The organism is Desulfosporosinus sp. OT (assembly GCF_000224515.1).
GTDB lineage: Bacteria > Bacillota > Desulfitobacteriia > Desulfitobacteriales > Desulfitobacteriaceae > Desulfosporosinus.
In genome coordinates this window covers 1-20,865 of sequence record NZ_AGAF01000052.1, presented here as the reverse complement: position 1 = coordinate 20,865, position 20,865 = coordinate 1, and the positions used below count along the sequence as shown (strand labels likewise).

Below are 20,865 nucleotides of genomic sequence, written 5' to 3'. Positions count from 1 at the left end.
TCTTGAAATCTTGCGTACTTTTGGTGGCACCAGAAACAACGTCAACATTTCCACTTTGCCGTGCCACAACTTCGTTCGGTAGGACTGGGTCGATGTGTTTGACTGAATAGTGTGTAGTACAATTCGTGATCTCACAAGAGGTGATTTTTCCATTCTTAATGGTCACAGCTACTTCCACAGCACCAATTCGGTTGTTCCCCTGACCGCTATACGTTCCATCACGATATTGTCCTTGGTTAGCTGCTGGAGTAGAAGTAGAAGTTGGAGTAGAAGTAGAAGTTGGAGTAGAAGTAGAAGTTGGAGTAGAAGTAGAAGTTGGAGTAGAAGTAGAAGTTGGAGTAGAAGTAGAAGTTGGAGTAGAAGTTGGAGTAGAAGTAGAAGTTGGAGTAGAAGTTGGAGTAGAAGTTGGAGTAGAAGTTGGAGTAGAAGTAGAAGTTGGAGTAGAAGTTGGAGTTGGAGTAGAAGTTGGAGTAGTGGCAGGGGTAGTTGGAGTAGAAGTTGATGTTTCTGTCTCTGCGACCTTTTGAGTTGAGACAATCGTGGGAGGTGAATTTTGTGCTAAAGCTACAGGCTCCGTTACGACATAACCCGCTGAATATATGATTCCTACCGTTGCTGCACATAGAGCAACCATCTTGTGACCCATCTTAGCCATATGTTTACCTCCTAATACTTTGTATTTTTGTGTTATGTTGAGTAGAAACAACAACGTTAGAGTAACAAGCAAAGATTAAAAAGAGATTAAAGTTAGGGTCCTCAAATGTGAGCATTTTGTGAAAGCCTTTATTAGATCACGTATTACATAACCTCACAAGCTGTCGAACCTCTTCTTAAAGATTGGGTTTGATGGACATTAACTCTGCTATCATCGGATCGGAGGGTATAGCCACTGCTTCAAGAATTAAAGGTAACCTTACCGAAAAATGATGTTGTTTTCGGTCCGATTTTTTATGCTATAATTATCACAAATCACGCGGAAAAGGAAGTTACGGAATGTCATCTACTACAAATCCTGTGATAGTCCAAAGCGATCGGTCGGTTCTATTGGAAGTCAATAATCCGTTTTATGAAGAAGCTCGCGATGCCTTAGCAATCTTTGCTGAATTGGAAAAAAGCCCGGAGTATATCCATACTTATCGGATCACTCCGTTATCATTATGGAATGCCGCTTCGAGCGGTGTAAGCGTTGCCGATGTTTTGAATGGGCTTGAGAGTTACAGCAAATTTCCTTTGCCCGATTCAGTACGCACGGAAATTCAGCAACTTATGGGTCGCTACGGATTAGTAAAATTGGTTCGAGACGAAGATAAGCTCCTGCTAGCTGCCGAGGACCCTGTGGTCCTCTTGGAAATCATTCGTCACAAAGAGGTCAAACTATTGCTGGCCTTCGGTGAACAGGCAAGGAGTGACAATTTCCCTAAGCTAGCTTTAACTCAAGTAGAGATCAACCCAGAAGCACGGGGACAACTGAAACAGCTCCTGATAAGACTCTCTTTTCCAGTCGAAGACTTAGCAGGTTATAGTGAAGGCACCCCTTTACCAATCGCCTGGCGGACAGAAAATCCTAAAGGAGAACCAATTGCGTTGCGGTCATATCAGCAAGAAGCCGTCGCTACATTCCATCAACAAGGTTCGGTACGCGGAGGAAGCGGCGTTTTGGTATTGCCTTGCGGCGCTGGCAAGACCGTAATAGGTATGGGTGCGATGATAGAATTGCAGTGTGAGACGCTAATTCTTACGACAAATAACAGTTCTGTCAAACAATGGCTGCGTGAACTAAGCGATAAAACAACCCTAGAAGCAGCCCAAATGGGGGAGTATACAGGAGAAAAGAAAGAGATCTGTCCGGTAACCGTGGCTACTTATCAAATTATCACTCACCGTTCGCGCGGGGCTGCCGACTTTAATCACTTTCACCTTTTTAATGAAAAAAACTGGGGTTTGATTATCTATGATGAGGTTCATCTATTACCAGCCCCAGTCTTTCGGGCTACTGCAGATTTGCAGGCGAAACGACGCCTAGGTTTAACGGCGACGCTCGTCCGAGAAGATGGCAAAGAAGATGAAGTGTTTACGCTGATAGGCCCGAAGAAAATGGACGTCCCCTGGAAGGTCTTAGAGTCTCAAGGTTGGATTGCCACTGCAGAGTGTATGGAGTGGCGAGTCCCGATGAGTAGAGACCGTCGTATGGACTATGCTTTGGCTGAGGAAAAAGAAAAATTCCGGTTGGCGGCGGAGAATCCCCGTAAGCTAGACAAAGTCTCAGAGTTGATGGCGCGTCATAGGGACGACCTGGTGTTAGTGATTGGGCAATATGTGCGTCAACTCGAAATGCTTGCCCGTGAGCTGTCTGCTCCCTTAATTACGGGTAAAACCCCTCAACGAGAGCGTGAACGACTGTATGAAGAGTTCAGGAGCGGCCGTCTGCACTGTTTAGTAGTATCTAAAGTGGCTAACTTTGCCATTGATTTGCCGGATGCCAATGTAGCCATTCAGGTCTCGGGAACGTTCGGTTCCCGGCAGGAAGAGGCCCAAAGGCTTGGCCGAATTTTGCGGCCTAAGCAGGGGGAAGGCAATGCCTATTTCTATAGTCTGGTTTCTAAAGATACGAAGGAACAAGAGTTCGCCATGCATCGTCAGCTTTTCTTAACTGAACAAGGGTATGCGTATAAAATCATGATCGAGGAGGATCCTGAACAATGAAGAAGCCGACTGTCGGCTCAAAGCAGAACTCTAATCAAAGTCAATCGAGTCCTTCTGATCAGGCTAAGACTCCTAAATGGCGTCCGGTTTTTGGACAAAAATATCCTTCGGGTTTTAAGCCCCCCACTCTGGAAGCAGATGCTTCTTCGGACAACAAATCCACGGCAAAATCAAGTCAAGACCAGATATCCGACCGAAATCAAAAACCGACTACTCAGTCGAACGCAAAATCTCCCGCCAAAACGAACGATACTCCTATAAAGAAGCTTAAACCAAAAGCTTGGCCAGATTATTTTGCTAAGATGGATCCTACAGAGCGAATTTTCTTTGCTTACGTGGCCTTTACACAACCTAAAGACGAGAGTATTGAACATTTTTATGGTTACAACCATGCCAGCTTTCGCAATTTGGATACAGATCTGCCAGGTCTTAGCTACCAACAAGTTGTTAGACTTCTTTCGAAATGGTCAAAAATCGGTTTTTTTGTGGTGGGACGTTATGCTAATACGTATAGTTTTAAAGAAGAAGCTGGCAAAGCCTTTTGGAAGTTTGTCGACAAACAAGTTAACCTCGACTTCTTGGAGGTCGAACCGGAAAAATCCTTTAGAGCTGATTTACCGGGCACCTTGGATAACCTTTTCAATTTTCTTGTATTAGTAGAGCAAGGTGAAGTTTTGGTCACCCGCACTCATGAGATCAACAAGAACTCTTTGAAGCGAATGTTGGCTGCAATGACTGAACCAGCAGGAGCAGACAATCACTTTAACCGTGAGAGTTATTTCTTCTGGCTCTTGAGCAATGCGCGGTTTTTGCAACTATTTACGCTAAAAGGAGATCGGTTGGTGTTGACGACACCAGGACGAGAATTTCCCGAGAATGTTAAGGTGGAAGACTTGATTTGCGAGTTATGTCCAGCACATGTTCGGTCTATTTCTAATAAAGGACTTTTCCTTGTACTGCCTTTATTGACCCGTTGTACTAAGTGGACAAGCTGGAGTTATATGATCAGCAAGCTGATTTCAGAAGACAACGTGTGTAATCTATTGCGGCAGGAAACAGTAATCAGCCTGCTCGATCCAATGCGTTTTCTGGGTTTGCTCGATTGGGGTAAGTATGAGAACGATATTTTGGTGCGAGTCACTCCGCTGGGTCAATCACTGATTGCCAAGCTATTGCAAGGTCAAAACGTTGAGGATTATACGGCTGAGATTAAGAGCCTCACTGATCAAGTTTATCCGTTGAGCGGGCCCGATACCGCATATGTCCAGCCTAACTTCGAAATTCTATTGCCGCGTTCTGCAGCTTGGACCTCCCGCTGGAAACTAAGCCAATTCGCGGTGCTTGAGCAACAGGATCAGATGCTTAAATACCGCTTGGACAAAACTTATTTAATGAACGCCTTGAAACGAGGCATGCCAGCTGATGACGTGCTTTCAGTCCTTAAAAACCTAAGCACGTATCCATTACCCGAAAATCTTGCCCTGACTGTTCAGCAATGGGTTGAGTCCTTCGGCCAGGTCACATTCCTGGAACTCAGTCTCTTAGAATGTACATCTCCAGAACAAGCGGCGTCCATTGCTTCGTCCCGAAAATTCCAGGAATATGTACTTGGCCTGTACAGCCCCACCGCCGTTATTGTTCGTGAGGTAGTAAAACTGCGTAAACTTCTTGAGAAACAGGGCATTTACCCTTCCCCGGGTATTCTCGATGGAGAGAGCGTTGCAAGCCGCCAAATGGAAAAGGATATGGGAAATACTCCGAAATGATAAAAGCAGCAAAGGAGTCTATAACCACTCTTTCGAGAGCATACACCCTCTACTTTGAGGAGAGGACTAAATAAAGCACCCGCAACATGTTACGTGTGCGGGTGCTTGCCTTTTCCGATTTAAGGATATAAGAGGTTTCAAAGATTTTAGCTCTAGTCATGTGCTGCCCGCCAAAGCCTTAGTGTCAGGCAGCGAAGGCTCCCACCGCCTGCTAAGAGGGCTTCGGGATGAAATTCTAGTATTTGTACACCCCGTTGTTGCAATCTTTTTTTGGTCTGAGCGTTTAGAGCTATATCGTAGTGGATGAGTATCTTGGGTTCTAAAGGAACAAAACTACAACCCCAATTTTGTTGCTCTTCATCATTTATTTCTACAAGCTCGATGTTTTTCTCTCTTAAATAAGATCTGAAGTCAATTTCGCTTCTCTTATGACGGTTAATCAAGTATGAATGGAGGAAAGCCGGAGGAAAATACAGAGCTAGATCCTCACTGATCCTGTTAAAAATCATATCGGCATGCATGAACCTTCGTGCTTGAGGTGCCTTTATGTAAATGATTTCCTCAAAAAGATCCAAGGCTTTAGCAAAAAATCGTTCAATTGTGCTGGGGTCAAGTCGCTCAGTATCCACGATGATTAATGTGACAGGAGATAAAATTAGGCAACCTTCAAACTGTTCGTGGGTTTCGAATTCATGGAAGATAGGTATGCCGAGATTTGTAAGAGCCTCTTTAACCACCTGTTCCTCACCCGCCCTGGAGCCGGGGCACATTTCCGATAAAATAGCACCTTTACTTGTAACTACAGCAGTGTCATGAAGATAAGGTAAATTCGGAAGTTTAGCTAGTAAGTCTTTTGTTTGGTGCACAAAATCTCTGACTTCAAGTACCTCTACATTGTGGGCTTGCAACAACTGAGCATATTGCTCATGCTCTCTCAAATACTGATCAACTTTTGGAACAAAATTGAATAAGTGATACTCATAATTCGCTTGAGTGATGGTAGAGAGCGATTCGATTGGTCTATGAAGTAGGACCCTCTTAAGGCGCGCTAACTTTTCAGTTCCAAACGTAGTTTCTATACCGCTCATTTTTACCCCCTAGTCCATTCCGTAGTTATCACTTATTATTTACTTCTACTCTAAAAAATATCACGATTGCTCCTCAGCCACTGGCAGCATAGGTTGTTCTATTCGTTAATTAACCCTAATTGTTGGATAAGATAGGGGAGCGCTTTTTCAAAGCATACGCCATATCTTTTTTCTTGTCCTAATTTTTCAGTCAAACGTATGCATTTGAGAGTATAGTTTACGGCTATTTGTATGGCTTCTTCCAGGGGGAAATCATTTAATAGGCCAGATAATAAGGTACTGCTAAACACATCTCCTGTACCATGAAAATAACCATCAATCCGATCATTGAAGGCATAACTAACTTTACCTGTGTCACTATTAAAGGCAGCAGCACCTAATTTGTCCTTTTCAAACGAAACACCCGTGAGAACAACCTGTTTCGCTCCTAGAGCAGCAAGCTTTTTAAGTAATGTTTCAATATATTCCTGTGAGTAGCTTTCTCCGATATAGCCTTCATCTAAGAGGAAAGCCGCCTCGGTTAAATTTGGTACAATAATATCCGCTTTGGCACACAATTTGGTCATTCCCTTAGCCATTTCTGGGGAATAAATGGAGTATAAAACGCCATTGTCCGCCATTACAGGGTCAACCATGACTACTGTGTCGTTGCTTCTAAATGTGTCAAAGAAGTCTGCTACTAAATCAATTTGTTCATAGGAACCCAAAAAACCGCTGTATAAGGCATCAAATTTAACATTCAGTGATTGCCAATGATTAGAGATAGGTCTAATATCATTTGTCAAATCCCTATATGTAAAACCCTCAAAACCACCGGTATGAGTAGATAAAATCGCCGTTGGTAATACACTTGTGTCAAACCCTGCTGCTGAGAGAATTGGCAGTGCAACCGTAAGTGAACATCGACCAACACAAGAAATATCGTGAATTGCAGCTACTCGTTTTTGTTTGTACATTTTAAAATGTCATTCCTTTCGATGTGCTCAAGGCACAAAATTGAGCTTTTAGAGTTCCCCCAGTATATTTTTTCTGCAATCATCATTATATACTAAATTCAGACTTATATAGCTAAAATCTACGGATTTATTTATGCAAACCCTCTACCATTATTTTCTATCACAATTCCTTAAAAAAGAAATTTGGCTACAATTTCACAACAGCAAAACCCGCCTTGAAGCGGGTTTCAAAAAGCAGCCATGTTGAGCAGGGCACTATATTTATTTAGTTTCCCCGGATTTTACTAATTCTTTCCGAACTAAATATTCCATCAGCAACTTCCCGGTATTACCAGTAATTTTTATACAGTTTTTTAAATGTTCAGGCGTGTCAAAAGGGTGAGGGTTAAGTACCCGGCAGCAGGTTCCGCCAAAACGCTCACTGAACAGATCATGGAACTCATGGGCAGCGTTATAACCTGGCTCACGATCCTCCAGGTTGCTGGTACGACCTTTAAATAGGCCAATCATCATTTCTGCTGAGCTCAGAGCCCCACACATGCAACCTGCGTGACCCAACCCGCCTCCAAAACCGGTAACCATCCTTACCAGCCCAGCGTCCAGTTCAGGGGCCACGAGTTCTCGGAAGGCAAGAAAAATTGATTCTGCACAGTTATATCCTTGTTTAAAATTATCACCAGCCTTATTTCTTGCTTCGATTACAATATCATCGCTCATATTAACCTCCTCAATTACTTGTTGCAAACTACTGGTATTGCTAATACTCTTTCGACACCAGAATTCTTTTCCCTTCTAATGTCAGAATTATCGTTCAGGCAATAACGGTAAACAGCCCTAAATAATAGGAGAAATCAGCGGTTGTTTTATCGAACCGACTAGATTTTTACAATAAAGTATTGTAAAATTAGACAGAATATACTGTTATATGTGAGCGTTGATGATTAGTTTTTTACTTTGGGTATAGCTATGTAGGATAGTTATGATGGTAGAGTACGGGTGTTTTCAACAAGTAGGACGGTTTTAGGACGGTAGGAAATATGGATGTGGTTTATACCCTATATCCGTGTATTTTGTCATGGTTTTAGGGTCGCTACATAATTTTCTAACTCCTATTAGGGGTTTTTTTTATGCTTATCAGAAAGTATAACTTCGTTGCATACTGCAAGAAGGCTAATACGTGCGAAGACAGTGTCTTCATCTGTAGCATAAGTGTAACCAACGGTTTCGCCTTCGCTAAGGCTTGGCGAAGCCGGGTTTTCTTTATTCCCCAATATCAAAAAGGAGAGATGTTTGTGAAGAAAGGGTTATTCAAATTAATCAAGTTAAAGACGTTAGGAAAAGGAATTTTACTAGGATTACTGGCTCTAAATCTGGTTTTTCTTACCGGATGCGGACAGCCAGCCTCTGTTCCGACTGCTTCGAAATCACAAGTAGTCGAGCTAAAATTAGCCCATTTCTTTCCGGCAACACACCCTGCTGAGAAAGAGCTAATTCAACCTTGGGCCAAAGCGATCGAGACAGCTACTGAAGGTCGAGTGAAAATTACCAGCTATCCGGCACAGACACTTTTACAGGCCGATGCGACTTACGATGGAGTTGTTAGTGGAATTGCAGATCTGGGTCTTTCATGTTTTTCTTATACCCGGGGCAATTTTCCGGTATTGGAGGCTTTTGAACTGCCGGGCATTAAGTACGTCAACTCTAAGGCTGCCAGTAAAGTAGCTTGGGAAGGGATCAAACAACTCAATCCGAAAGAAGTCCAGGATACAAAGCTGATGATGGTATTTACAACAGGCCCTGGGGACTTATATACGAAACAACCTGTTCAGACTCTCAGTGATTTAAAAGGATTAGAAATCAGAGCTACCGGTCTTAGCGCTAAAAGTCTAACCGCTCTCGGAGCCACGCCGGTTGCCATGGCTCAATCAGAAGCCTACGAAGCATTATCGAAAGGTGTTGTTAAGGGAAATCTAGGTCCAGTTGAGGTCCTGCAGGGTTGGAAGCAAGCAGAAGTAACCAAGTATCTGACTAGAACACCGTTTTTATATAATAACTTGTTCTATATTACTATGAATCAGAAAAAGTGGGACTCTTTAGATCCTAAAGATCAGAAAGCGATCGAAGCCGTGAACCAGAAGTTTTTTGAGGAAGTTGCGATGGGTTTATGGGATAAACAAAATGAGTCCGCTTTAAACTATGCAGTTAACGATAAGGGGATGAAAGTCATTACTCTTTCTCAGGAAGAGCAGGATAAATGGATCAATATCATAAAACCAATTCAGGACGATTTTGTAGCCCAAATGAATCAAAAGGGGCAGCCGGGACAAGAAATCTTGGATAAAGTGAAAAGTCTGGCAGATCAATACAACAAGGAGTTCAGTAAATCCTGAGGAGGAACCCGGAATTGAAGAAATTAGTAGGCCTAGTAAAGGGACTATGCAGTATCTTAGACAAATTAGCAGGAATTTGTATTTTTGCTGTGATGCTGTTAATTGTAGCTAATATCATCTTACGGACGCTATTCAACCGACCTATTTTAGGAACTTATGAACTGGTTGGCTTTCTAACAGCAATGGGAGTGGCCTTGGCTCTGGCACACTGTGCTTTTCAAGATGGTCATGTTGCAATAAGTTTTATTGTGGAACGTTTTGGGCCAAAGATACAAGTCATTATAGCAATTGTTATTAATGCCGTTTCTTTCATGATGTGGGCCGCAGCAGCCTGGTCTCTTGGGAAATTAGGCTACGCAATGAAAGTGAAGGGGCTTGTTTCACCCTCTGCTGAAATACCTGTTTACCCCTTTATTTATTTGATTGCTTTTGGTCTATTGGGGCTTTCCTTGGTGGTATTGTTTAAATTATTGGTTTCTTGCAGAGGATTTTTCGAGAACGATATGACCAAGAAGGTGGCATCATGAGTGTATTTTTAGTTGGGCTAATCGGGATTGCCTGTTTTTTTGTATTAGTCATGGCACGTATGCCGATTTCCTATGCTATGGCCTTAGTTGGTTTTATTGGATTCAGTTATCTCACGTCGATGCCCGCCTCTTTAGACATGGTTGCGAAAGAACTATATAATACCTTTTCCTCTTATTCTCTAAGTGTTATTGCCATGTTTGTTTGGATGGGGTTTCTGGCCTATTATTCAGGAATTGGCACAAGTCTCTACGTTTTTGCTTATAAAATGGTGGGACATTTGCCCGGTGGTCTGGCAATTGCCACCCAAGTAGCTTGTGCTGTTTTTGGAGCAATTTGTGGCTCCAACACGGCTACAGCGGCAACAATGGCAGCTATCGCTTTACCGGAGATGGATAAATACAATTACGACAAGTCACTCTCCACTGCCAGTATTGCTGCCGGGGGAGTCTTGGGGGTTATGATTCCCCCGAGTGTTATTTTTATTTTGTATGGAACGGCCACTGAACAGTCAGTAGGAACCCTTTTTATGGCAGGTATCGTGCCTGGGATTCTGCTGATGCTTTTAAACATGGGCGTGATTTACTTGCTTACCTTGTTTAACCCAAGTCTTGGACCAGCCGGTCCTAAATCAAGTTGGAGAGATAGAATCTCTTCTCTGCGAGGTGGGCTAGGGGAAGCCTTAATCATCTTTATTCTTTCTGTCGGTGGTCTTTTTGCAGGTTGGTTTACGCCAACTGAGGCAGGGGCAGTGGGTGCGGGTGGTGTCCTGGCAGTCAGTCTTTTAGAAAAGCGGCTCTGTTGGGAAGACCTTAAAAAGTCGTTATTTGATACGACTCGAACCACCGCTATGATTATGCTCATGCTGGCAGGGGCAGTCATTTTTGGTCGTTTTATGGCCATCAGCAGAGTGCCGTTTGAACTGGCAAGTTGGGTTGGATCTCTTCCACTCCCATCGTATGCTGTTATGGGTATGATTCTTTTCATCTATCTTATCTTAGGCTGTTTTATTGATGCTTTAGCGCTGGTTTTACTAACTGTTCCCATCTTTTATCCGGTGGTAGTCGATACTATGGGCTATAATCCGATTTGGTTTGGGGTTGTGGTAGTTCTAGTCGTGGCTATGGGGGTGATTACCCCTCCGGTAGGAATGAATGTCTATATTATTAAGGGAATTGCTCCGGAGATTCCGTTAGAAACAATATTTAAAGGGGTATGGCCTTTCCTCGGTACAATTATACTATGCTTAATCCTGCTGATGATTTTCCCGGGCATTGCTACTTATTTACCGAGTTTGCTTAAGGGGTAGTAAGTACGATTACCTTAAAAAAAGCTAATTTATCTGATATTAGTGTTAGTTGTCCTATTATGGGGCCTGAATGTTGTAATGATTAAGTTTTTAACCCAGCATATGTCCCCGATCTTGGTAGCTGCAATCCGAATGCCCCTTGCGGGAATTGTTTTGTTATTTTTCGTATTTAAAAAATATGGTTGTACAATCCCAGTAAGAAACAATGGGGATTGCTTTTTTGTATAGGATTAATCTCTGTTTGCCTGCATCAGTTGCTTTTGGGATATGGAGTTTCTGTGACGTCATCTGCAAATGCTTCCCTTATCCTGGCCTTAAATCCTCTGACAACGGCGCTTCTAGCCTCCATATTTGTCGAGGAAAAATTCACTAGGAATTTAGGGCTGGGAATACTATTAGGATTTGCAGGGGTTGTTTTGGTAGTATTCTCAAAATCCCCAGATGGCACTATCGAATTTTCGTTAATCGGAGATGTCATTATGTTATTGGCCATGTTGACCTATGTCATTGGGGGTTTACTTATCAAAAAACTGTTGGAAACGCCAATTCCAACCTTAGTAGTGACTGCCTATTCTACCTTAATAGGAGGAATATTGTTAAATTTAGGGACGCTGGTTTCCTTTGGGCCTTCGGTTTATGGACAGATTCATTTATCGACAACAGCTGTACTTGTCTTATTATTATCAGCCTGGGGAGCTACAGCATTAGGTACATTGGGATGGAATGACGGTATTAAACAGTTGGGGGCCAACAGAACGGCTATGTTTTTAAACGGTATGCCTTTTGCAAGCATGTTCGGTGGTGTCGTCTTTTTAAATGAGAAAATTGCCGGGATCCATATCTTAGCACTTATCCTCACTACGTTGGGCATTGTTATTGGGAGTATTCCCAAAAAGAAGGTCATTCTTTTAGAATCATACAAAATATAAACTTGCCAGTTCTAAGTTCTAAGTTCTAAATAGAACTTAGAACTGGCAAGGAATAGTTGAAATTCAAGAATTAAATTTGTCCCTATAAGCAAACAAGATGAGAGGCGATTTTCCTCTCATCTTGTTTTGCTTATACCTGCTTCTAATTGTAGGTCGAATAATTACAGGTTGACAACCTTAGAACTGGGTGAGTTCATGTCCGATCTGCGAATGATATGATTTACGACTTTAACGACAGTGGCTGGAGAACTGGTCAGTTTGACCACTCGGAACTCTCTGGATTTTTCACCGTATAATACGTTTAGAATATCCAATACTTTTCCTTTAGTGGCAAAGAATGTTGCCTCATCACTAGCACCACGCAGTTCTGGTGCCCATAGGTGCTCAATTTCCTGACCTAACTTTGCTAATTCAGAACGGAAATGCAAATACATAAGAACCTCCTTAATTCGCTCATGTTTTACTCATTCTATCAAAAAAGTGTTAAACCTAAATTATCGGTTTGTAAAGTGATCGTAAAACTAAACACACACGATGTTATTATATGTTATCGGAACGTTTTTGTGAAATGTTGCCAGCCTGAGTCCGAAAAATGCCCAAGCCAATGACAATCATGATTCCTACGAAATACCGATAAGGGGATTCGTCCAAACATATGAAATAATGGAGAAGATGGCGCCTTTTTTAGGTTACATTGTTTCGTTATTATTTTAAAATAAATCGTTGACAGATATATCATAAGGTGATATATAATATATCCTTAAACGATAGATCGGAGGTTGATTGATTTGGATAATAGTTCACCTTTGACCGAAGCATTATTTTATATATTGTTGGCGGTACGAAGACCAAACCACTCCTTCAGCAGGTGACTTTCCAAGTGGATGATGACCATTTAGATCTGTAGATGTTGGTCCAGGCGTTACCGTAAAAATTTGCGCATTGGTGTCCTTAAGCTCACGAGCAAAACCGACCATCATGGCATTATTTGCTGTTTTTGAAACGTCGATATCGTGGTAATTCGTGCGTCCCTGGAAATAGCATTCATGGATATCGGACGGGCTCAAATCTTCCTGGAGACGCAGGCCTAAAGACGCTAGGTCAGCGGCAAGCGTGAGCGGGTCAAAGCTCGTGATCAAGCCGCGAAAAGGTAAAATAAGCAATGCTACATACAGAAAGGATGGATGATATCCGTTAGTAATTAACCTATGATTACTATTGACAATGTTATAAAGAAGCATTACAATAATAGTTAGTTAAATATAAACTAACTATTATTGTAATGGATAGGATGCATAATTCACGCGGTGGAAACTTTAGCTAGTACCTAATGAAAAATGGTATAGCCACTATGTAATTGATAAAAATTCAGTAATGGGGTAATTTAGCATGCTGCAATCAGGAAATTTTATTAGGCTCCAAGAATCCTTCACCGAATTGATTAAAAACTATCGAGAAACTTATAGGAGCAGTATGCTCGACGAATTGGAATGGTCAGATTTGACTTTTAAACAATTCGTTTATCTGGATACGATACTCAAAATGAACAAACCGACTTACAGCGAAATAGCAAAAAAATTCAATATTACCAAACCGTCAGTTACGGCAATGGTAAATAAGCTGATTGGTCTGGGCTATCTTGAAAGAGTGCAGTCTGTCGATGACCGCCGGGTTTATCATATTTCAGTAGGTGCTAAGGGCAGAATTATGCTCGCTATTGAGCATAATTCTGTCACTGGTTTTGCCCAGCAAATTACCTCCAGTCTCACAGAAGCTGAAGCAACAACATATATCGCGCTGACGAAAAAGATAAATGCCCAGTATATTCCGAAAAAGAATTGATTTATTTTAACGCAAACCGATAGTTAAAGGGGGTGCTATTGTTGTTCACCATTGGACTTAATGTTTGACCGGCCTGTTGCTGGTAATATCCTTCCTCAGGGATAGAAGGAAGACAGTTATGGCCTTGAAGACTTAAAGGAGATTGTGATAGGGCCCGGCATGGTAATAATTTTGAGAAGGGGTTTTCGAATATGTTTACTATTTTCATGTACATTGTGGCTTTCAGCTTTCTTTTCCTTTCATACTTTATGGATAAGAAAAAAACGCTGAAAGCACTTAAGAAGGCATGGAAGTCTTTTGAAAACATTCTGCCTCAGTTTTTATCTATTCTAGTTATTATAGGGATAATGCTTGCAGTATTAAGCCCCGAAATTATTTCTGGGTTAATTGGACAGAAATCAGGATGGCTGGGAATGTTAATAGCATCTCTGATCGGTTCAATCACCTTAATACCTGGATTTGTAGCTTTTCCGCTAGCTTCTGCCTTGTTGAAAAGCGGGGCCGGTTTTATGCAAATCGCAGTATTTATATCAACTCTAATGATGGTTGGAATTGTGACAATACCTGTTGAGATAAAGTATTTCGGCAAAAAAAGTGACAATACTGAGAAATAGCTTGGCCTTCGTATTTTCGTTTGTTGTAGCAATAGCAATCGGGGTGGTGTTGGGATGAAAATACTAATTAATAGATACAAGTATTTTTTGGTACTGGTGGCAATTAACATTGTAATTAATATATTGTTTCCATCAGTCGGTCAAAAGTCTTTAGACATAACTTGGGCCAATACTGTAGACATGCTTTCGGTTATTCCACCCATATTTATCCTACTAGGACTATTAGATGTATGGGTACAACGAGAGACAATGATAAAATTAATGGGTGAAAAATCCGGATTCCTTGGGGTTTTTATAGCGTTTTTCTTAGGTTCAGCCTCAGCCGGGCCCTTATACGCAGCTTTCCCCGTCGCGGGAGTTCTTTTGCAGAAGGGAAGCAAGTTTACTAATGTATTAATTTTTATTGGAGCATGGTCAACAACCAAAATACCCATGCTATTATTTGAGGCTTCTTCGATGGGGTGGAAGTTCATGATTACTAGGTTTTTTATCAATATACCTGGGATTGTTTTGATTGCTCTTATCACGGAAAACCTATTAAACGAAAAAGAAAAAAAGTATATCTATGATAATACTGCTAGTTTAAATTAAGTAGGAGAACGCTTCTTGCCAGGTGTTTTCCCGATATTGACATAATCCAATGGTTTACATTGGCTTAGCTGATATTGTTAAAAGCGACGAAATCATGCCCGAACTGATCATTAATGTCTTTAAAATAATCATTAATGCCAGTAATACCTATTGTTGCTTCCGTATTTGGCGGGAAGGAGTCTACAGGTATTATACTGCCACTTCTTATCGTAGGGGATGCTTTTGCATTATACTATTATCAGCGCCATGCGGAGTGGAGTAATATTAAAAAGCTTTTACCATGGACATACTTGGGTCTAATAATAGGAGTAATAACTGGAAGCAACGTTAATGACAAACAATTTAAGATGTTCATAGCTATTTCGGTTGTCTTATGTACGGTTTTTTTCATGAAAGGCGCTTCCTTGGCGGCAATCATCATGGGACCTCCACCGATGAGAACACCGAAACGAAACTCTGCGTTGAGATGTTGGCTAAAGCTCTTGATAACTCTGACGGCCTCCAGGTTTATTTCTGGTTCGGGAAACCCACAATTAACAATAGCATATACTTTGACAGGTTTTTTAACGTTCCCGCTAGTAGTGCAATAATTATGGTAATCAACTAAAAATCGTGTTAACATGCCTGGCATACAAAAGTAGTAAAGAGGAAATGAAATAATCATGACATCGGCCTTGGCAAGCGTTTCAAAATCCTCGGTGAGTTTGTGGGTTAAGAAGCTTTTTCTGACGTCTATAAATGATTTACTAAATAGATCAGAATTGATTTGGTCGCCCGCCATTTCTAAGAATTCCTTGGAGACTGATTGTTCGTTTATCTTAGGGCTGGCGGTGATTAAAACGACATTTTTCACAGCCGTCCACCTACCCTTCCAAGTTTCATTTTATTTAAGGCCTTAATTGTGTTTTCAGTGGGTTCTTGATAGATCAGGACTTCAATATTTCTGCGATGTTTTTCTGTAACATCAATGAAAAGTTGTTTATCCTCATCTGAAATCTCATCTCCGTAACCGATGATAATCTGACTGGGGTAGGTATCATATCGAGGTGGATGCATAGTAGAGCCGTCAGGTCTTGTTTCAAAAAATGGCAACATATTTGGTAAACCTCTATCAATAATATTTTTGAAAGTTGGGCTGAACTGCCCAAAGATAATCGGACTGAGATAAATAACTAGGTCGCTGTTCATAACGCTTCGGTTGATTTGGGCCATCCGGTCGTTGATAACACATTCCCCAGGCTTTTTGATCCAGCAACCAAAGCAACCCATACAAAAGGTCAAGTTCGCCGCGCTTAGTTCCATCAACTCTGTCTCAAATCCCTTTTCTCTCAAAAACTTGCCTGTCAAATCATTTAAACCTTGATAGGTTTTGGTCAGATACTCCTGATCTGAAATCAACAAGGCTTTCATTCAATTCACTCCCTATCGAATTATGTTTGCAGTGTTAACATGATAATATCATTTAATGTTTGCGATGTAAACATCTTATTATCTTGTGGTATACTATATTTAGGTTTGTGGAGAGGAAGTATGGTCGAGTGTCATATGAAAATTATCATCATGAAAATTTAAAGGCTGAGCTGATTAAAAAAGGTTTAAAGCTTCTAGATGAAGAAGGGTATGAAAACTTTTCGCTGCGTAAAGTGGCAAAAGCCTGCAGCGTAAGCCACACTGCACCGTATAGGCATTTTGATAGTAAAGACGATCTGATCATGGCGATTGCTATCGAAGCCCACCATAAATTCAACCAATGCCTTGAGGAAGCAGTTAATAAATATCCGAACGACAATAAAAGTCAGCTTAAAGAAATGGGTTATTCTTATGTTAAGTTCTTTATTGAAAATCCGGAATATTTGCGGCTGTTTTTCCTAAGTGATTTTGCTGATAATCTTAAAAAGATGAATCACGAAACATGTATAAATGAAGAGCAACCTTTCAACACGTTTTATAAGGCGATTGAGCGCTGCCAATCGGAGCATCAAAACGGAGAGGGTGACAGTGTTGACCCAAATGCGTTGGCATTGTCTTGCTGGGGTTTGGTGCACGGTATGGCCATATTAATCGCTAAAAGGGATTTTTCTTATGCTGGTGATTATCTGGAACTTGTCAGAAAGATACTTTGGAGCGGAACGTTTCTAAATTTATAGAACGATTGTCTTACACTTTCTTCAGATAATCCATAGAATGGTTCATGTAAGAAATATAAGCCAGAACTCTAAAGGTTTTGGCTTACATTTCTTACATTTGTTGAATTGACAGAGGGATTTTCAATTTATAATACACTTTGATTTCGAAGTAATTGTTACATAAAGAAAGCATCCTTAGTATCCTAAATGGGCACAAGGATGCTTTGCTCATTGGTCTTCAAGTAAATAGTTTGCTGTAAGGTTAGGGAACTACCCTGCCAATATATACATTATCCTTCATAATATTTCCGTATTTGGTGCCATCACTGCGCAGAATATTAAAATACTCAGTCTTATAAGCGATCCCGTTCGTGGACTCCTGGCTTGACCAGTACCGTAGTCCTACAATCTTCCCATTATCTCTTACCCAATCAATCAACACGACAGTATGCCCCGTCTGGTTTTCTCTCGAAAAATCGATAAAGTCACCGGGTCTGGCTTCCTCAAAATTAGTGATTCGTTTACCCAGTTTATACTTTTCTAAAGCGATGACCAGATTATTTTCTGTTTTTGGCCCAGCGCAATACCATTTAAGGACAAAATCATACAACTGCTCGTAGTTTAGACCTTTAATGGTGTCTCCGGCATACCCTTGTCGTTGATTCCAATCCTCCATCGCACGAAAAAAAACTTCGAAGGTTATACCGACACAGTGACTGGCTCGATTTCCACTGGGATCAGCTTTCAAAAGCAGCTTTCCCTGATAATACAGGTTCGTCGTCACACCATTATAATTTGAGTAGTCAGTATTTAACAAATATGGGTAGTTGCCCTTGTTATAAGTCTCGATTTGTGCCAAGACTAATTGGTTAAAGGGTAATGGACTCTCTTGCACCGTTGGTTTAGGCTGAGCAATGACTGGTTTTGTTGTCGGTTCAATCACCACAGTTGTTTCCTGTGCAGGTTCTTCGTTCGTTTCTACGGATGGCTCAACTGTTACATCCTCTTTGCTCAACTTATTCTGAGCTATAACTTCGGCGCTAAACGTTCCAGTATAAATAACAATACCGCCTATCAATAAAGCGGTAACCAAAATCGAAACGATAAAGATTTTCTTTTTGTTGTAACCTAGATGTCTATTTGTCATGGGTACTCCTTTGATGCAGTGTAAGATAGTTTGTCTACATAGTAGCACAATGAATCAAAGGAGAAAATAGCGAAAATATTCCATTCACCCTATTTTCGTAATGCTCGGGAATTGTTAATTGAATTGTCAATCTCTCCTATCGGATTACGACAGCAAGCAAATTTATATTGGCGCGCTTCGTGTAGTATTTGAAAGATTTGGTGATTGGTGGAAGGGATCAAGTAAGATCTGTCGAAAAAAGAAAGGTATAAGTCAACCGTTGACCACCTATTACCTATAAGAGAAACAGGCTCATTTTTAACCTAAATGCATTATGAAATAGAAAGGATTAATGTAATATGGAGATAAAAAAGGTATCCATCATTGGCTTAGGAGCATTAGGAATTTTGTTTGGCCATCATTTGACCAAGAGAATGCCTAAAGGGGATTTAAGGATTATTGCTGACCAAGAAAGAATACGAAAGTATGAAAATGACTTTGTGTATTGTAATGGCGAGCGTTGCGAATTTAATTATCGGAAACCTGAAGACATAGGAGAACCAGCTGATCTGCTTATTTTTGCTGTAAAGTACGATGGACTGAGCGATGCTATCCAAGCTGTCAAGAATCAGGTAGGGGAACATACCATCATTTTATCCGGATTGAATGGGATCACGAGCGAATCGATTATTGGCCAGACTTATGGGATGGAAAAGATCCTCTATTGTACAGCACAGGGAATGGATGCCGTTAAAGTTGGGAATCGATTAACCTACGATCATTTGGGGATGCTTGTTTTTGGAGAGCGAGAACCAGGGTTAATTTCACAACGCGTAAAACAGGTCGCTCAATTTTTTGAAAGCATGGCGGTACCTTTTGAAGTGGCTACGGATATGAACAAGCGGATCTGGGGCAAATTCATGCTCAATGTAGGTGTGAACCAAACGGTTGCGGTCTACGAGAGCAACTATGGTGATATTCAAAAAAAGGGTGCGCCGAGAGATATGATGATTGCAGCAATGCGAGAGGTCATAGTTCTGTCTCAAAAGGAAGGCATTAATTTAACAGAGTCGGATTTAGAATATTGGCTGAATGTTTTAGATCCCCTAAGTCCAGAAGGTAAGCCCTCCATGCGTCAGGATATGGAAGCCAAACGTTTGAGTGAGGTAGAATTATTTTCAGGTGCGGTATTGGAGCTGGGAAGAAAATACAATGTTTCAACACCTGTAAATGAAGAGCTTTATCGGCGGATTAAAGAAATCGAAGCTCAATACTAATTAAATTCTATCGCTAGGTTGTTTTGAGTGGTTTGGGATTGGGTCCGAACCTAGAGAGAAGTTTCTTAAGCTTTACAAGGGAGAGAGGAACGATTTATGTTTATAACTGATGATCCGAAAGACAAGGTTTATAAAGATTTATTAGATTTTGCTTTCAGTGTATGTGATCAATTCATAGTAGTTATTAGAAAGGATATTAACATAACAAAAGATGCTAGTGCAGTATTAGAAAGTTTAGCTCCTTTCTTGATCGCAAAAAGAGAACAATTTGAATGGCCAGGAACGAAATTAGGTACAGGAAGACCGGATTGCTTTGGGCAGAAAGCAGAGCCAGCAACAGTTTACTATTTTAAAACTGATAATGAAGCAAAAAAAATTCTATTAGAGGTTTCAAATTCATTGCATTCTTGGATGCAACCGAATTTACCTGAAGATTTATCATTTATTAAAAATCAGAATCCTTGGTTAATTAATACATCACATGAAAGCATTTCGTATTTTGAAACAGAGGATAAAGATGAAATTAAAAAGATTATGAATATAGAAGATTTACAAGTAAGAACACCTGATAGTTTGAAAAATAATGTTCCTAAGGTTTATACTGATGACAAATATCCTAATATGAAATGTATTTTTTGCGAGAAGAGATTTAAAGAAGGAGATACTGTACCTGAAAGTAATGCCTCTGAAATATACTTTGTTTGCTTGAAATGTATGAATAATGATTTAAAGGTTTGCAATGCAGATGGGAAAATTTTCAATAAACAGTCAGTAAATAGAGGGGATTTGATAATCGACGAGATTCAAACACTAAAAATAGAGGATTCTGATTTGCTGGAGTTTATTACAGATATATTTAAGAATAAGAAAGGAGGAGTATGCAGTAAAAAATGCCTTAATTCATTATATATAAATGAGTGTATAATGCATCTGCAAACATATTTAGCCTTGGCTTCTATGGAAAAAGAATCCACATCAGATTTAGTAAACATGATTAAAGGTAATGAAGATATTAAAAATAAATTGATGCATAAAATTGATGAATTGAAAACTTTTCTTTGGTAAAAAATCTCAAATAGGCCAAGATAGATATACTTCTATGGTGGTGTCCGTTAAAGGTTTGATTTTTACCGTAATGTATTAGGAAATGTTATTTTGGTGAATATTAACTGGCATCTCAAAGTTGGAAATGGTAATATAAGGGTGAGTTCTACCTTCGTTTAAGGTAAGGGGTTTGTTCTTTGATTCTGTTGATTAGAGGGAGGAAAGAGACATGGATTGGCAATATGAAAATGGACGTATTTACAGTACTGATGAAAACGGTGAATTGATGTGTGAAGCTACTTTTATCCGTAAAGAAAATGGAGAGATGGATATAGATCATACCTATGTTAATCCTGTTTTGAGAGGGCAGGGTGTAGCAGCACAGATGATGGAAGTAGTGGCTGAGTATTTTAGGAAAGAACAGTTAAAAACTACGGCAACGTGTTCATATGCCAATATTTGGTTAAAACGGCATGAAAAACTGTACCCTGATATCCTTTCAGAGGATACGAGTGATCAAGCTGTGGCCTGTAAGATTGACGGAAAACATTAACAAGAAGCAGTTATATTAGTTATTAA

General features: G+C 40.5%; 22 protein-coding genes and 1 pseudogene. 14 read left to right on the top strand and 9 right to left on the bottom strand.

Annotated features, from left to right (window positions below; all coding sequences use genetic code 11):
• On the bottom strand, positions 1-655 hold a 655-nt coding region (locus DOT_RS30955), incomplete at its 3' end, for an FMN-binding protein (RefSeq protein WP_009614690.1).
• Between the two features lie 338 nt (positions 656-993).
• Between DOT_RS30955 and DOT_RS04245 the strand changes: the two genes are divergently transcribed.
• Positions 994-2,703 (top strand): DNA repair helicase XPB, encoded by a 1,710-nt coding sequence (locus tag DOT_RS04245; RefSeq protein WP_009614689.1) that lies wholly within the window; start codon positions 994-996, stop codon positions 2,701-2,703.
• Positions 2,700-4,469, top strand: a complete 1,770-nt coding sequence (locus DOT_RS04240; protein WP_009614688.1) for a helicase-associated domain-containing protein — start codon at positions 2,700-2,702, stop codon at positions 4,467-4,469. The genes DOT_RS04245 and DOT_RS04240 overlap by 4 nt, the downstream gene beginning before the upstream one ends.
• Positions 4,470-4,621: 152 nt before the next feature.
• Here DOT_RS04240 and DOT_RS04235 read toward each other — a convergent pair whose 3' ends face one another.
• The 3 genes from DOT_RS04235 to DOT_RS04225 form a co-directional block, all read right to left on the bottom strand.
• Complete coding sequence (locus DOT_RS04235) at positions 4,622-5,557, bottom strand: arginine deiminase family protein (RefSeq protein WP_009614687.1); 936 nt, start codon at positions 5,555-5,557, stop codon at positions 4,622-4,624.
• A 98-nt stretch (positions 5,558-5,655) separates the two neighbouring features.
• Positions 5,656-6,513 carry a pyridoxamine kinase gene (locus DOT_RS04230; protein ID WP_009614686.1) on the bottom strand — a complete coding sequence of 286 codons (858 nt, stop codon included), beginning with the start codon at positions 6,511-6,513 and terminating at the stop codon, positions 5,656-5,658.
• A 261-nt stretch (positions 6,514-6,774) separates the two neighbouring features.
• Positions 6,775-7,230 (bottom strand): C-GCAxxG-C-C family protein, encoded by a 456-nt coding sequence (locus DOT_RS04225; protein WP_009614685.1) that lies wholly within the window; start codon positions 7,228-7,230, stop codon positions 6,775-6,777.
• Between the two features lie 410 nt (positions 7,231-7,640).
• Between DOT_RS04225 and DOT_RS04220 the strand changes: the two genes are divergently transcribed.
• The 5 genes from DOT_RS04220 to DOT_RS32235 all read left to right on the top strand — a co-directional run bounded on the left by DOT_RS04220 (position 7,641) and on the right by DOT_RS32235 (position 11,666).
• Positions 7,641-8,903, top strand: coding sequence for a TRAP transporter substrate-binding protein (locus DOT_RS04220; RefSeq protein WP_242833767.1), 1,263 nt, complete (start codon positions 7,641-7,643; stop codon positions 8,901-8,903).
• A gap of 14 nt (positions 8,904-8,917) precedes the next feature.
• Positions 8,918-9,430 carry a TRAP transporter small permease gene (locus DOT_RS04215; protein ID WP_009614674.1) on the top strand — a complete coding sequence of 171 codons (513 nt, stop codon included), beginning with the start codon at positions 8,918-8,920 and terminating at the stop codon, positions 9,428-9,430.
• Positions 9,427-10,737, top strand: coding sequence for a TRAP transporter large permease (locus DOT_RS04210; RefSeq protein WP_009614672.1), 1,311 nt, complete (start codon positions 9,427-9,429; stop codon positions 10,735-10,737). The genes DOT_RS04215 and DOT_RS04210 overlap by 4 nt, the downstream gene beginning before the upstream one ends.
• 78 nt (positions 10,738-10,815) lie before the next feature.
• The gene (locus tag DOT_RS32240; RefSeq protein ID WP_282433427.1) at positions 10,816-10,965 is read left to right on the top strand and encodes a hypothetical protein; all 150 of its coding nucleotides are present in this window, start codon (positions 10,816-10,818) and stop codon (positions 10,963-10,965) included.
• On the top strand, positions 10,920-11,666 hold the full coding sequence (locus DOT_RS32235) for a DMT family transporter (protein ID WP_282433426.1): 747 nt from the start codon (positions 10,920-10,922) through the stop codon (positions 11,664-11,666). Before DOT_RS32240 ends, DOT_RS32235 begins: the two co-directional genes overlap by 46 nt.
• A gap of 161 nt (positions 11,667-11,827) precedes the next feature.
• Here the strand turns inward: DOT_RS32235 and DOT_RS04200 are convergent, their stop codons facing one another.
• Both DOT_RS04200 and DOT_RS31225 read right to left on the bottom strand, forming a co-directional pair.
• A complete protein-coding gene (locus DOT_RS04200) occupies positions 11,828-12,100 on the bottom strand; it encodes a hypothetical protein (protein ID WP_009614667.1) in 273 nt (90 codons plus the stop codon).
• A gap of 384 nt (positions 12,101-12,484) precedes the next feature.
• Positions 12,485-12,907, bottom strand: a complete 423-nt coding sequence (locus DOT_RS31225; RefSeq protein WP_202798698.1) for a hypothetical protein — start codon at positions 12,905-12,907, stop codon at positions 12,485-12,487.
• Between the two features lie 148 nt (positions 12,908-13,055).
• On the opposite strand from DOT_RS31225, the gene DOT_RS04195 reads away from it, so the two are divergent.
• The 3 genes and pseudogenes from DOT_RS04195 to DOT_RS04185 all read left to right on the top strand — a co-directional run bounded on the left by DOT_RS04195 (position 13,056) and on the right by DOT_RS04185 (position 14,713).
• Positions 13,056-13,508 (top strand): MarR family winged helix-turn-helix transcriptional regulator, encoded by a 453-nt coding sequence (locus DOT_RS04195; RefSeq protein ID WP_009614663.1) that lies wholly within the window; start codon positions 13,056-13,058, stop codon positions 13,506-13,508.
• A 191-nt stretch (positions 13,509-13,699) separates the two neighbouring features.
• Positions 13,700-14,180 (top strand): annotated as a pseudogene (locus tag DOT_RS04190) (permease).
• Complete coding sequence (locus tag DOT_RS04185; RefSeq protein WP_009614650.1) at positions 14,177-14,713, top strand: permease; 537 nt, start codon at positions 14,177-14,179, stop codon at positions 14,711-14,713. The pseudogene DOT_RS04190 and the gene DOT_RS04185 overlap by 4 nt, the downstream one beginning before the upstream one ends.
• 238 nt (positions 14,714-14,951) lie before the next feature.
• Here the strand turns inward: DOT_RS04185 and DOT_RS04180 are convergent, their stop codons facing one another.
• Positions 14,952-15,566 carry an NAD(P)H-dependent oxidoreductase gene (locus tag DOT_RS04180; RefSeq protein ID WP_009614648.1) on the bottom strand — a complete coding sequence of 205 codons (615 nt, stop codon included), beginning with the start codon at positions 15,564-15,566 and terminating at the stop codon, positions 14,952-14,954.
• A complete protein-coding gene (locus tag DOT_RS04175) occupies positions 15,563-16,123 on the bottom strand; it encodes a flavodoxin family protein (RefSeq protein ID WP_009614646.1) in 561 nt (186 codons plus the stop codon). Before DOT_RS04175 ends, DOT_RS04180 begins: the two co-directional genes overlap by 4 nt.
• Before the next feature lie 128 nt (positions 16,124-16,251).
• Here DOT_RS04175 and DOT_RS04170 point away from each other — a divergent pair, with 128 nt between their 5' ends.
• Positions 16,252-16,860, top strand: coding sequence for a TetR/AcrR family transcriptional regulator (locus tag DOT_RS04170; protein ID WP_009614643.1), 609 nt, complete (start codon positions 16,252-16,254; stop codon positions 16,858-16,860).
• A 241-nt stretch (positions 16,861-17,101) separates the two neighbouring features.
• Here the strand turns inward: DOT_RS04170 and DOT_RS04165 are convergent, their stop codons facing one another.
• Entirely contained in the window at positions 17,102-17,986 is an 885-nt protein-coding gene (locus DOT_RS04165; RefSeq protein ID WP_009614634.1) for a hypothetical protein, read from the bottom strand.
• Between the two features lie 338 nt (positions 17,987-18,324).
• Here DOT_RS04165 and DOT_RS04160 point away from each other — a divergent pair, with 338 nt between their 5' ends.
• The 3 genes from DOT_RS04160 to DOT_RS04150 all read left to right on the top strand — a co-directional run bounded on the left by DOT_RS04160 (position 18,325) and on the right by DOT_RS04150 (position 20,839).
• On the top strand, positions 18,325-19,242 hold the full coding sequence (locus DOT_RS04160; protein ID WP_009614632.1) for a ketopantoate reductase family protein: 918 nt from the start codon (positions 18,325-18,327) through the stop codon (positions 19,240-19,242).
• A 96-nt stretch (positions 19,243-19,338) separates the two neighbouring features.
• On the top strand, positions 19,339-20,307 hold the full coding sequence (locus DOT_RS04155; protein WP_009614630.1) for a hypothetical protein: 969 nt from the start codon (positions 19,339-19,341) through the stop codon (positions 20,305-20,307).
• A 208-nt stretch (positions 20,308-20,515) separates the two neighbouring features.
• Complete coding sequence (locus DOT_RS04150) at positions 20,516-20,839, top strand: GNAT family N-acetyltransferase (RefSeq protein WP_009614628.1); 324 nt, start codon at positions 20,516-20,518, stop codon at positions 20,837-20,839.
• The last annotated feature ends 26 nt before the right edge of the window (positions 20,840-20,865 follow it).